Source organism: Pseudomonas sp. ok272 (assembly GCF_900109995.1).
Lineage (GTDB): Bacteria > Pseudomonadota > Gammaproteobacteria > Pseudomonadales > Pseudomonadaceae > Aquipseudomonas.
The window spans coordinates 1-12,501 of record NZ_FOCB01000032.1 but is presented as its reverse complement, the minus strand read 5'-3'; the positions used below and the strand labels follow the sequence as shown (position 1 = coordinate 12,501).

Below are 12,501 nucleotides of genomic sequence, written 5' to 3'. Positions count from 1 at the left end.
CGGTTCGGCGGCGCCCAGGGCCTGGACCAGGAACGCCGGATCGGCCTTCTCCGGATGGGCCATCATCAAGTAGGCCTTGAGCTGATCGTAGGCCAGCGTGGCCCGCGCCGCGCGTTCGGGGCTGTCGGCGGGCAACTTGACCAGGGCGCTGAGTTGACGCTGCAAATTCGCCGCCGCCGGGTCGCGCAGCAGGCGGTTATTGGCCTCGACATACCGCGGCCACAAGGTCTCGAGCAGTGGTGCGTTTTGGCTCAGGCCGAAGCGCTGGTACCACGGCACGCCGTGGGTGGCGCGGTAATCGAGGCGACCGAGCTCGCGCATCAGCTCATTCAGCGCGCGCAATTGCTCATCGCCCTGCCCGGCCTGGTCCAGACCGGCCAAGGCGTCCTGCACCTGGACGATGTGCGCGCGGTTGCTGGCGAAGGACAGCAACAGGCCGGTGGACCAGAGGAGGACCAAGCCGAGCACCAAGGCGTAAGCGATGCGGGGTGCGGGCCAGCCGAGGCGCCGAGGGTGAGCCGTTTGGTCTCCCAGCACACCGCCCCACGCGGGGTCCGCGCGCCAGAAACGATCCGCCTGTTGATTATCCGTCGACGGCAATGCCAGGCTAAACCACAGCCCGCGCAGCGGTACACCGCGTGCAAATTGCCCCCACAACGGTGCGAGCGCCTGACGCCAGCGTGCGATGCCCTCGTCCTTCAATTCTTGGGACAAGCGCAGCAAAAAGTCATGATCGCGCTTGCGCTGCATCTGATCCAAACCCAATTGGCGCAAGGGTGCCACCAGTTGGCTCAACTGCGTTTCCAACTCCTCGGCGCTAACCCGCGAAGACAGCAGGCAACCCACCGGCTGAGTTTCACGCTTGGCCTGGGGCCAATCGCTCTCACACACCTGCCACAGGTAAAGCGACAGTTGCCAGCCCAGCTTACGCGCCAACCCGCGCAGATGACGCACACCCCGCTCCATCGCGGCCGCATCGTTGCTTTGCGCCTTGCCCAGCGCCCACACCACCCCATCCAGACCACGCCAACGCGTACTAAAGCTACGCCACCATGGGTCATCCAATGGGGCCTGCACGCTGCCCCCCCACAGCAACACCGTGTATTGGTCATGCAGCCAACGTTGTTCAACCAGGCCAGGGGCAATGGCGTTGACCTGGTCAGGTTCGCCGACAACCAGCAACAGGCGTACTTTGAAGCGCCAAAGGAACCCGTGGTATTCGCGCAGGTGTTCGCGTAAGTCGTGCGGTCCAGACATTGGTCGACGTGGCGATACGAAGGGCGCGTCTTGCTGCGGATAAACCTTATCGGCCAATCCTTGCTCTCGGTGGCGTTGGCGTTTTAGGTGCGTCCACAGACGAGGTGCTTGACGCACTATGACCACAACGCAAACGCTGAGTAGAAAAGCCAGCACCTTGTGCAAAGGCTCCGTCAACCCAACCCGCTCGCCATACCCCCAAATTAGCCATACCAGCACAGCCAGCAGTGCGATGAACCAAACGGCCGCGCCAACACGCTGCCATGCGTTAGTTCCACCTGTCATACCCACTCTCCTGTGGTCACGGTGTTGATCCAATGCCGCGCCCCGTTCTGGGACAACACCAACAGCGGCTGCTGGCGATGCAGAGCCATTTCAGCGCCAAGGGCCGCCACCACCCAGTGACTGAACGGCCCTGGTAAGCCACATAAACATTCCTGATTCCAACGTTGCTCTACCTGTAGCGCCCCGCCATGCGCTCCGACGGCACTAAAGACCTGACCCGCCAACGGCTGCCAGTCTTCACGGTCAGCCAACAGGCCTACCGCCAGGCGCGCGCTCGCCTGGGTTTGTAAGAACAGGGGTAATTCGCTATTGAGTGCGTCGATGTCCAAGGGCATTGGGCGCAGTAGCCGTCCCTTCATTGCCAGGGCTGACTCGAAGGCCAAGCGGTCCGGAGATAGCAGCAACGCCGCCAAGGCGTCGCTGTACTCGGCCTCACCTTGCACTTGCAGCACCAAAATCAACTCCACCGCGGTAGATGCGGTTTTCAGCGTGTCGTCGATCCACTGATACGACAACTCATCAACCACGCTGAATAGCGTGGGCGGCGGTCGCCGAATTGCCGCACCCCAGGCCAACTGCCAGGCATCGCGCAAGGCGTCGTATTGCGCGGGATCGATGTCGCTCAATACGGTGACCCGCAGTTCCTGGTCCGTTGGCAGTGCTTTCAACGCAGGCTCCAGTGCCGGGAACAACAACCGCAACCCGGTCACTGCGCGCGCCTGCGCCTGCATGGGCAACGTCGCAATACGTCGTACTTGCCCCATACGAGGTGGCAGGTCGGGCGTACCTTGGACCAGTGCGCTGGCAGATACCTGGTCCGGTAGCAGCACGCAGCTGGCATGCACCGCTACAAAGCGTTGCGCCCAGTCCTGCCAGGATTGCTGTGCGTTTTTTGCTTCGTCCTCAAGAAACTGGTAATCGTTCAACGCCCCTCCGTAGACATAGGCCCGGGTAGCGAACAGCAAGACCCAAATCAGCACCGGCACACTGCACACGGCCCAGATGTTCAACATTTGCAGCAGTGGCACCCGTTCAGAAGCGTGCAGCAAGAACAGCAGCACGCCAGCCAACAGGGCCATACCCGCGGCCAAAACCCAACGCCCGACCTGCAACGACTCTGGCGCATCCACCACTTCGGGTGCCTGACGATCCCAGCCCATGGTTCAACCCACCACACAATCGCTAGCGCTGGAGATCACCCGGCACCCGCATTGACAAAGACAGCCATCAACGACCATCGCGCGGCCATTTTCAGACCAGTGCCCAGTACCCTCAACAATCCGATTGACCCCATGCCCCGGTATCGGGCAACTCACTTCATCGCCTACCAAGGCGATCGGTTTGCCATTGACGATGGTCGTTGACGAGGCCGAAATGACCACTCCACCGTGAGTGGTCTTGTCACCCAATAAAACAAAGCTCCTGGACATAAAAGTAGAACTCCTTCTGGTCATTAATTACGAACGAGTACGCTTGTTTGCATTAATCGCTGGGGGAATCTGTAGCCCACGGCGCAACTGCTCAATAGAGGCGGAGAGGTTTACTGCGCTCATTGCTTGGCCTCCGCTGCTTGGCGGATGGCTTCTAGTTTGCGGAAGTTTGGTCCCCAACGACCATCGACCTGAAAACTACCATCGGGATAAGTAACGGAAGTGTAATTGCCCTCTTTTTTTACTTTCGGTCCGGCGGTATAGACGACAAAGTCGGAATGCAGAATGGGTTCAAAGTACACGCTGCGTGCCTGTAATGCCTGATACATCAAATAAATGTCACCATCACCGGCAAGACCGACACGTTTGGTGTACCCACCTAAGAAACGCTCCTTTATCCAGGGGTAGTAGTCTTTTTTAATCGTCAAATCACCATCAACTTTAATATCCGCGCCCCTCCGTGGTGAGTTGTTGTGATCAAAGATCACCACAACTCCGCCTCCCGCGCCCCCTATCACGTTCTCGCCAAATCGAGTTGGGTCTTTATAAGTAACACCAAACATCACATTGGCCAGGTGCCATTTGCACGCCCCACCGCCATCCATCGGCAACTTGGTCTGGTACACATCACTCTGTCCTTGGCGTTGCAATTGCACATCAATGCCGTGACGGCCGTCCTGCTCAACACGTTGTCCGCTGCCCCCCACCGTAATGCGCTTGCAGGTGCTTGATCGATACATGACCTGTAGGGTCTCTGCTTCTAGTTCCTCCGGCACTTTGACCGTGATAGTCATCTGCTCACTGTCGGCAGGCGGACCCAGGCTGTAGTCCTGGGCACAACCGCTCAGGCTTATAAACACGGCAAACAAGGTAATCGGCGCCTTCTTGATCGCGTGTCGCAGTTCGAATAGTTGGCGACTTAACTGCTGCAACAGATGGCCGGCGCGCGACTTATGGGCGATTGAAAATACACCACTCATTACTTGGCCTCCGCTGCTTGGCGAATGGCTTCTAGTTTGCGGAAGTTTGGTCGTGCACTAGCTACATTCTCGATGCTACCATCGGGGTAAGTGAAGGTTGCAAAATTACCTTTCTTTTTCTGCTTTGGACCTACAGAGCTAACCAGAAACCGAGAATGAAATACAGGTTCGAAATACACACTCCGAGCCTCTAAGGCCTGATAACTAAAATAGTAATCTACGCCCCCGCCCAGCAGACTAATATCCTTGCTGTACTCACCAATAAATGATTCATCGATCCAAGGGTAATAATCCTTATTTATCGTTAAGTCGCCACCCACTTTCACATCCGCTCCGCCTCTTGGAGAGTTGTTGTGATCAAAGATCACCACTACTCCGCCCCCGCCCCCCCAAGTCACGTTTTCGCCAAAGTGCATCGGATTGGCATAGACAACTCCAAAGATCACATTGGCTAGATGCCATTTACACGCTCCACCGCCATCCATCGGCAGCTTGGCCTGATAAAGATCACTCTGTCCTTGACGTTGCAGTTGCACGTCAATGCCGTGACGGCCGTCCTGCTCGACACGTTGGCCAAAACCTCCTATGGAAACGCGTTTACAGGTAGTCGAGCGATACATGACCTGCAGCGTTCTTGCCTTTAACGCGCTGGGCACTTTGACCGTGATGGTCATCTGCTCACTGTCTGCAGGCGGACCCAGGCTGTAGTCCTGGGCACACCCGCTCAGACTTATAAATAGGGCACACAGAGTAATCGGCGCCTTCTTGATCGTGTGTCGCAGTTCGAATCGTTGGCGACTTAACAGCTGCAACAGATGGCTGGCGCGCGACTTATGGGCAATTGAAAATACACCACTCATTACTTGGCCTCCGCTGCTTGGCGAATGGCTTCTAGTTTGCGGAAGTTAGGTCCCCAGCGACCATTTGTCTGGATGCTGCCGTCGGGATAGGTAATGGAAGTGTAATTACCCTCTTTTTTTACTTTCGGTCCGACTGAGTAGACTACGAAGTTGGAATGTAGAACGGGCTCGAAGTATACGTTGCGCGCTTGTAATGCTTGATAAGCGATATAGATACTGCCCTCACCTGCCAAGTTGATCTGTTTTCTATAACCCCCAAGAAAAGCCTCACTCAGCCACGGGTAGTAGCCCTTCTTGATCGTCAAATCTCCATCAACTTTGATACCTGTACCGCCACGTGGCGAACTATTGTGATCGAAGACGACAACAACGCCGCCCCCCGCCCCATAGGTCACACCCTCGCCAAATCGTGTTGGATTGGCATAGGCAACACCAAATGTCACGTTGGCCAGGTGCCACTTGCACATACCGCCACCATCCATCGGCAACTTGGCCTGGTAAAGATCACTTTGCCCTTGACGCTGCAGTTGCACGCTAATTGCGTGGTGACCATCTCGCTCAACACGTTGCCCACTCCCCCCTAGGGATACGCGTTTACAGGTAGACGAGCGATACATGACCTTCATAGTTTCTGCTTCTAGTTCCTCAGGCACTTTGACCGTGATGGTCATCAGTTCACTGTCTGCAGGCGGACCCAGGCTGTAGTCCTGGGCACAACCGCTCAGGCTTATAGATAGGGCGCACAGGATAAGCGTCGCCCTCTCGGTCGCGTATCGCGATTCAAATCGTTGGCGAGTCAACAGCTGCAATAGATAGCCTATGCGCGACTTACGGGCAGTTGAGAGTGCACCGCTCATCGCTTGGCCTCCACTGCTTGGCGAATGGCTTCTAGTTTGCGAAAGTTTGGTTGAAAGCGGCCATCCCTCTCTGTCGTACCATCTGGATAAGTGAACTGTATGTAACTACCAACCTTATGAATCTTGTTCCCTTCCGACTTCACCACAAAATTGGAGTGTAGGACGGGTTCGAAATACACGTTGCGGGCCTGTAATGCTTGGTAAGCGAGATAGATACCTCCGCTGCTTACCAAGCTGATTTGTTTTCTATAGCCCCCAAGAAAGGCCTCGCTGAGCCAGGGGTAGTAGTCCTTTTTGATCACCAAGTCCCCATCAACTTTGATATCGGCACCACCACGCGGAGAGTTGTTGTGATCAAAGATCACCACAACGCCGCCCCCCGCCCCATAGGTCACGCCCTCACCAAAACGCGTGGGATAGGCGTAGGCTACGCCAAACATCACATTGGCCAGATGCCACTTGCACGCCCCACCGCCATCCATAGGCAACTTGGTCTGGTACACATCACTCTGTCCTTGGCGTTGCAATTGCACATCAATGCCGTGACGGCCGTCCTGCTCAACACGTTGTCCGCTGCCCCCCACCGTAATGCGCTTGCAGGTACTTGATCGATACATGACCTGTAGGGTCTCTGCTTCTAGTTCCTCCGGCACTTTGACCGTGATTGTCATCAGCTCACTGTTTGTAGGCGGACCGAGGCTGTAGTCCTGGGCACAACCGCTCAGGCTGATGAGCAGCGTAAACAGTGCAATCGGCGTCTTCTTGATCATGTGTTTGTTCCTCGCCGCGTTAGCCGGCTAAACCGTAGTTTTTTTCGACATAGCCGTTGGCGTCAGCTACAGCGTTGAAGCGTTCGAGTGCTTCGGCACCGCCCTCCGCTTCTCGGGTGGCGCGCAGGGTCCGCCCCAGCAAGGACTGCAATTCGAGGAACACCCGGTTACGTAGGTACTCATCTTCTGGAATCTTGGCCCGATTCGCCTGCATCTGTTGTTCGAATCGCTCGCGAGCCAGCTGCCGCTCCAGCAATGGATCGCGCCCTGGGTCAAGACACTCCAGCAGTTGGCCATAGAGGTACGGCATGTACCCCGCCAACATCAGGTGTTTGGTAGCCCCCAGGACCCGGCCTTCCTTGAGGTTGCGGTGCGCAGGGAAAAACCGGCTACGACTCTCGGCAGTCAATGAACGGGTGAAATGCAGTTGGGCCTGTTCGGCCTGCTGGTCATCGTCGGGGCTCAGGCTGGGCACCACGAACACCTTGGATTTTTCCGGCAGGCGTACGTTGATCGTGTTGTAGTAAGGCGCGCCAAGGCCTTCCTTGCTGCGGTAAGCCGGATAGGCCGAGCCGCGCTGCTGCGTGTGCTGCTCGGCCATGAAGAACATGGCTATTTCGCCGTGGTGACAATAAGCGTCGCCGTGGCGGAACACCTGGCTGGCGGTCAACTGGGCGAGCGACCACGCGGCCCCCAGGGTCGTGCCCAGCGGACCATAGAGGTCATACAGGTAATTATCCAGCGCAGCTTGGGGCGGAACGGTGGGCACTGGGTCGATATCATTGACATGGCGAAAGTGCACTATATCGCTCAGGCCCGGCATCGCCTTGAGAGTGAAGGTCCTTGGCATGCCGTAGGTGTAGAGCAGCGGATTTAGGAATTTCAGCGAAGCGGCCTGAACCAGGCCGAGGGCACCGCCGAGGCTGTGACCGCAGATGAACAACCTTCTACCATCAATTGCCTCAGGAATAGTCTTGCCTAAATCTTTGCCATAGACTCTTCTGACCACTTCAAAAGCATCACGAAACCCCAAGTGAACGCTGCCCTGCGGGGTCAAGTCTGCACAAGGCACCTGGGTCTCGCACAGCACCGCGATCTCGGGCTTGACTGGGCGCAGGGTTACATCGGTTTTTAAGTCAGCAACGCTGGTCATCTCAGTGCCCCGCCAAGCCACCAGGACCTGCGTAGCATTGATCGCATAGAACAACTGCGTATCACCTTCAGGCGGGTCCGCTTTACCCGTGTCCAACGGCTTGGCGATCACATATCGATCATGAAAAGGCACGTCATTCACCACGCAAAGCGATTGGCGCCCGCCGTCCCAGACGCGCGGCGTGCGTGACAGGTCCTGGCACTGTCGTTCGAAGAATTCCTTGACCGAGCCGCGCTCTGTTTCGGGTGACGTGCTATACGCCAACAGACTCATCACTCCCAAGTTGTAGGCATTGATCAGGCTGTACTCCGGTTGGTGGTGCAGGGTCAGCGACCAGGCCCGAAACGGACAGACTTCCAGCACATGGCGACGATCCAGCGCTTCGTCGTTGACGGTAAAGCCGGCAAAGCGTGAATCCGGGAAGTGGTAGGCCGGGAGTTGCTCGGGGTCAGCCAGGGGCGGGTCGAAATCCGGTGATTGATCACACAACTGGCCGATGCGCAGGTAGTGGTAGTCATGGCCTGCCGCACGCGCCTGTTGCTCAACCGGCGAGAAGCCCGACCGCTGCGCGCCATACAGCGGCGTACGCGCGCCCACACCCGGCAGCGGCGGCTCGGCGCGTACCGCGCGCAGGCGACGGGTTTGCAGTTGTTCGGCCAAAGGGTTGGCCTGCATTTTGAGGGTGATGGCCACAGGGTGCAGGCCTTCAATGCGGATCACGCCCTGGGCATCACTCACACCCGAGCACCCAGGTGCGCAGTTCGCGCGCATGGCATCGTTTACCGCCTCATAAGGCAGGTTCGCCAGTGGTTCGCCCCGCTCATCCAGTAACTGGAACTCAACCCAGCGGCGCTTTTGCTCGCCATGGCAGGTAACTTCCTTACAAGGACCGAGCGTATCGGTTCGGTGCAGATAGTCGCTCACGTTAAATTAACCCTCTAAGTGCATCATTAGATTCGTGGTTACTTGGAATAATTTAATAAGAGCTGAATTCATTTAGCCGCCACCCCATTACGCCTACACCACAAGAAGAAATCACCTCTGTCCCACCGGCCAATTGTTGACACTGAAGATATTCAATCTAAATAATTCATTAATAATACACTCACTACTCTAGAAGCAAAAACACACCACAAGATATAAATAGCCCTATATATCCTGCAAGTGTAAATCCCGCGGCCCATCTCATACGCGCCTGTATTGGGAGCGGTAATTGAGCGAGTTCATCAGGCTCAAGCATTCCCTTGCGAAGGTTCCTGCCTGGCCAAGCGAGGGTCCCAGACAAATTGGACGCCAAAAAAGTACGTGTACGGAGAGTCCAGTTCCCCTCCTGCATCCTTCCATAATATAGAACACCCCAACTTTTTTTAAATATACCTAACACCACATCGAGATCACGATACCCAATATAGCAACTTATCGCCATTCCGATAAAAAACAGAATATACGGAGACAAAAACACTAAAATTTTCACCCAGATCATACCCCCAACCCCCGGATGCAAAATTTATATAAAACGCAATCCATTAAGAACGATACCTCATATATGCGCCTCGCCCATCCAAAGGTTAAACAACTTGATAGAAACCCCAGATTTATTAGCAGCAAGGCATTATTCTAAAAATAAAATAACGCCACAAAACACAAGCAACCCCACACATGCAGCCAATGTACAACCTGCGGCCAATTTCACCCAGACTTGTATGAAGGCAGGTAATTGAGCAAGCTCTTCAGGTTCAAGTATTCCATTACGAATGTACCGACCTGGCCAAGCGAGCGTTCCCGACAAATGGAATGCTAAAGCAGTACGCGATAAAAACGTCATTTTCTCCGGAGGACATCGCCCATAATATAAAATAGCCCAACCCTTGCTAAAAATATCAAAAACCACACTCAGATCTCGATAGCCGATATAGATATTTATAGTGCTTGCAATGAGAAAAAAAGCGACGGCATGACCCATGCAAATATCTGAATTGACACTAAGCTCATCACAATCCTCCAGTACATCACCTGCAAGCAGCATCATTTTCGACTCTTAGCCTTCGCGACTTACCCACTAAAAGCCCAAAGACATTGGGACCTAAAGACCCACCAAAAGTTCGACTCAGCCTTACTTTACGCGCACTAATTTAATCCACTTGCATTGAGCCGCTTAATCGTCTCCATCACAATTACCGTTAAAAGCGACCATAAAAAAGCTCCCGCCATAAGCCCTACCGACCACTTCATGCGCAGTTTTATTGTAGGAGGCAGGCGAACCAACTCTTCAGAATCCAGCACCCCATTACGAATATGCCTGCCAGGTAAAAGCACGCTACCAGATACTATAGTGGCGAGCATGTAGCGTGCAGTAAACGTCCCTTTCCCCCACAAACCACCGTACGAAACTATTATGCGACTCTTTTTAAAATTCTTGAGCACTGCATCCAAATCCTTGCATGCAATATAACAATTTACCGCAAAGCCAATAAAGCCTAAAAAAAACGGCCCAAAGATAGAAGATAGCTTCAACACCAACAAAACCGAGTACTCCACCGACTATCCCTCCTGACAAATTTTATAGGTCTTTCTAGCCAATCAAGAAAACCTCCAAGCCTAATAAACCATAAACTATCTGATGCTCCATCTAGTAAACTCATCTAGCTCCAGATCAAAATATTCTGTCCCTTTAGATGTTAACCACGCGCCCCCTGCCCCACCTATGAGCATTGATGCAACTACACACAACGGGGCACCTGGACCACAGAAAGCTGAAGCGACTGCTCCAGCTAGAGCAGTCCCTACAAATCCACCTCCTATTATTGAGCCATGTTTAATCGACTCCTTAATTTTATTCTCAGCATTGATGATTTCGTATGCAGCATAGGTAATGGTGACAACAATAAGAACTTTCCCTGTGATATTTAGGACCTTATTCATCGTATTGTATCCAGCACTGGATCTAGCGGAAGATTCAATGACCCCATAATGCACCACATTTTTTTGCTGCTCGCTTAACGAGCTAAATTGCTTGCCAAAACTATCAAGCGCTTTATTATTCAGTAACTTTTCCAGCGCGGGAGCATTCTGTTTTTTCTTCAGTGCAAACGCTTGCCCATGTATAGATGTGCTATATCGAATTTCCGTCATGATTTTATTGCGCATTTCATAGCAAAACTGGGAAGCCTCTTTTACCGAGACTCTGCCAGCGCTAACTTCCGCCAAAACTCCAGCCTTAACCCTTTGAATGTTACGATTGTAATTACTTCGTTGCTCGGAATCTTTTATAAAGTCGGCAGAAAACTTAAGCGCTACGCCTTCAAAACTCTCGAGAGCCTGCGCCAATGCGTCCACATCAATTAGATGATCTTCTTTGGCTAGATAGATTCGATAGAAATTATCCATGACTTTATCCCTCAAGCTTCTTTAGGATCATTATTGTTCCGCTGGGCATATCGGTATATTGATCTAGGCTCTCTATTTCAAACTTGACACATGCGCCTCCTGAAAAAGCATAAAAACTTGCTTTATTTTCACTGTCGAATTCACCCTGTAAAACCGCCCCATCATCCATAGTTGCTGTACATTTAACCCCTTGGTAGTTGATCTCCGGCGGAGCAGAAAAACTGATCCAGTTCTCGGAGTTCAACATTTCAATCCTCAACTCCCCCGGCAACAACGTATGCACCTTCATGGTCCGACCGTCTTTATCGGTCACCCCTTTGAACACTTCGCCCTGCTGGGTAGTGACCTGGTACCGGGTAAATGGCATCGGCGCCTGGGTTTTATCCTTCAGTAGATAACTCCCCGAGTAACCGGCCGGTACCGGTGTGGCAGGCGTACTCAGGCTGGCAGCGCCGATTTTTTGCACGTGGGTCGTCTTGAGGTAGAGGTTGCCGGGGGCACCGACTTCGATGTCTCCGTCCTTGAGGCGGATGTAGGCACCGCCGCAACTGAGTACCAACTCGTCCGGGGCAGTGATTTCTACCCGTCCGTTGAGGCTTTCGATCTTGATGTCGGTCTTGGCCAGCGCGTGCAGGCTGTTGCCTTGCGCGTGCAACTCGACTTTGCCTTTGCCGGCCTTGAGTTGCAGGTCGGCCTGGTTCGCGAACATGCTGATGCCGTCTTCTGCGGTAGCGGTAATGTTTTGACCGGCGCTGAGGTCGGTGTTGTGGGCCGCCATGATGCCGACGCTCTCACCACCCGAAGACACGCACACCGCCTTGGGACTGAGCACGCCGATTCCGGCTGGGGCATGCAGCAGGATGCCGGGTTGCGCCAGGCCCCTGAGCGCTGCGACCAATCGCTTTTGGCTGTCGGTGTCGCCCGGCGTCACCTGGCTGCTACGCGCCGCGTCTGCCAGGGAGCGCGCCAGGGACAGCGCACTCTCCAGTTGATCAATGGCGGCCTCCATATCGAGTTGTATCCCGGAGGCCTTGGGCTGCTTATCGGCGCTGACGAACAACCCACTGCCCCCACGGATAGCACCGTGGCCATCGGTTCTCAGTTCAAACCCCTCCCCCCGTTTATCCCGCTGCGCATCCACCAAGTGCCCAAGGTTCAACTGGCTCTTGCCACTGTGCTCGGTGCTGAGCTTGACGTGTTCCTGGCCGCGCTCGTCTTCCATGCGCAGTTTGTTGTTGGCCGGGGTGCGCAGGACGTTGCGTTTGTAGTTGCGCAGGCTGACGTGGTCCGGGTGTTTGCTGTCGTGCAGCGCGTGGGCGATGTAGGGGCGGTCGGGGTCGCCGTGTTCGAAGGCCACCGCCACCTCGGTGCCGGCAATCAGTGGGAAGTGCTGGCCGTGGGTGTCGCCCGCGTAGGGTCGGGCTTGGCGCAGCCACATGCTTTCGTGGCCGAGTTTCCAGTCGTCGCGGTCGAACAGGAAGTTGACCCGGTAGCGGCCTTCCATGTCGATGTGGGCGTAGGG

General features: G+C 54.7%; 12 protein-coding genes. All 12 read right to left on the bottom strand.

Annotated elements, in window-relative coordinates; genetic code table 11:
* On the bottom strand, nt 1-1,257 hold a 1,257-nt coding region (locus BMW74_RS24090; protein WP_305881719.1), incomplete at its 3' end, for an ImcF-related family protein.
* Between the two features lie 281 nt (nt 1,258-1,538).
* Nucleotides 1,539-2,702, bottom strand: a complete 1,164-nt coding sequence (locus BMW74_RS24085) for a hypothetical protein (protein WP_256562661.1) — start codon at nt 2,700-2,702, stop codon at nt 1,539-1,541.
* A gap of 3 nt (nt 2,703-2,705) precedes the next feature.
* Complete coding sequence (locus BMW74_RS24080; RefSeq protein ID WP_093426597.1) at nt 2,706-2,972, bottom strand: PAAR domain-containing protein; 267 nt, start codon at nt 2,970-2,972, stop codon at nt 2,706-2,708.
* 119 nt (nt 2,973-3,091) lie between these two features.
* A complete protein-coding gene (locus BMW74_RS24075) occupies nt 3,092-3,952 on the bottom strand; it encodes a hypothetical protein (RefSeq protein ID WP_256562660.1) in 861 nt (286 codons plus the stop codon).
* Nucleotides 3,952-4,812 carry a hypothetical protein gene (locus BMW74_RS24070; RefSeq protein ID WP_256562659.1) on the bottom strand — a complete coding sequence of 287 codons (861 nt, stop codon included), beginning with the start codon at nt 4,810-4,812 and terminating at the stop codon, nt 3,952-3,954. Before BMW74_RS24070 ends, BMW74_RS24075 begins: the two co-directional genes overlap by 1 nt.
* Nucleotides 4,812-5,669 carry a hypothetical protein gene (locus tag BMW74_RS24065; RefSeq protein ID WP_256562658.1) on the bottom strand — a complete coding sequence of 286 codons (858 nt, stop codon included), beginning with the start codon at nt 5,667-5,669 and terminating at the stop codon, nt 4,812-4,814. Before BMW74_RS24065 ends, BMW74_RS24070 begins: the two co-directional genes overlap by 1 nt.
* Complete coding sequence (locus BMW74_RS24060) at nt 5,666-6,439, bottom strand: hypothetical protein (RefSeq protein ID WP_093426596.1); 774 nt, start codon at nt 6,437-6,439, stop codon at nt 5,666-5,668. The genes BMW74_RS24065 and BMW74_RS24060 overlap by 4 nt, the downstream gene beginning before the upstream one ends.
* Nucleotides 6,440-6,458: 19 nt before the next feature.
* Nucleotides 6,459-8,516, bottom strand: coding sequence for a lipase family protein (locus BMW74_RS24055; RefSeq protein ID WP_093426595.1), 2,058 nt, complete (start codon nt 8,514-8,516; stop codon nt 6,459-6,461).
* Between the two features lie 688 nt (nt 8,517-9,204).
* Nucleotides 9,205-9,621 carry a hypothetical protein gene (locus BMW74_RS25100; RefSeq protein WP_139208470.1) on the bottom strand — a complete coding sequence of 139 codons (417 nt, stop codon included), beginning with the start codon at nt 9,619-9,621 and terminating at the stop codon, nt 9,205-9,207.
* A 98-nt stretch (nt 9,622-9,719) separates the two neighbouring features.
* Nucleotides 9,720-10,130, bottom strand: coding sequence for a hypothetical protein (locus BMW74_RS24050; RefSeq protein ID WP_093426594.1), 411 nt, complete (start codon nt 10,128-10,130; stop codon nt 9,720-9,722).
* Between the two features lie 75 nt (nt 10,131-10,205).
* Nucleotides 10,206-10,979, bottom strand: coding sequence for a hypothetical protein (locus BMW74_RS24045; RefSeq protein WP_093426593.1), 774 nt, complete (start codon nt 10,977-10,979; stop codon nt 10,206-10,208).
* Between the two features lie 4 nt (nt 10,980-10,983).
* Nucleotides 10,984-12,501, bottom strand: a 1,518-nt coding sequence (locus tag BMW74_RS24040; RefSeq protein ID WP_139208468.1) for a DUF2345 domain-containing protein, incomplete at its 5' end; no start/stop codon positions are given.